Genomic DNA, 671 nt, shown 5'->3' with positions numbered 1-671 from the left:
ATCACCCTGAGTTCGTCCCGCGACATCCCGTTCAACCGGCTGGTCCTGTCCCAGTCCAACGTGCGACGCGTGAAATCCGGCCTGTCGATTGAGGAACTCGCCCGCGACATCGAGCGCCGCGGGCTGCTGCAGAGCCTGAACGTCCGTCCCGTGCTTGATGGCGAAGGGGCCGAGACCGGCACTTACGAAGTCCCGGCAGGCGGACGGCGTTTCCGTGCCCTCGAACTGCTGGTGAAGCAGAAGAAACTGGCGAAGACGGCTTCGGTACCCTGCGTGGTACGCGAGGCCGGATCCGCTATTCACGCCGAGGAGGACTCCCTGGCCGTGCGCTCTGATCTGTCGATCGAGAATCAGGTAACGGCACGCGGGGCCACCTGGCTAGACCGGCAGGCGGTGGCGCGTGATCCTGTCGTATTGGGGCAGGTGGGTTTTGGCGGCGAAGTACGTGACGCGATGGAGCGGCGCGCCGAGCAACTGATCGAGCAGGGGTTTGCCGAGCGCCGCGCACAGGGGATAGTCCTTGCACGCAATCTGATCGCCAAACTCAGGGGCCGGGAGCTTCACGAGGCTGGAGAGCGGCTGGCCAGCGAGACAGGCCGGACATTCAGCCAGTCGGCATCGGGGGAGTATGTCACGGGCACCTACCGTCAGCGCATGGTGCTGGCCTCCGG

Annotated in this window: 1 protein-coding gene; it reads left to right on the top strand. The window is 65.4% G+C overall.

The features are described from left to right. On the top strand, positions 1–671 hold a 671-nt coding region (locus B7G66_RS18820), incomplete at both ends, for a DUF3363 domain-containing protein (protein WP_048859371.1).

Source organism: Novacetimonas hansenii JCM 7643 (assembly GCF_000964405.1).
Lineage (GTDB): Bacteria > Pseudomonadota > Alphaproteobacteria > Acetobacterales > Acetobacteraceae > Novacetimonas > Novacetimonas hansenii.
The sequence above is the reverse complement of the archived record's forward strand: the minus strand, read 5'-3'. Positions and strand labels throughout refer to the sequence as shown.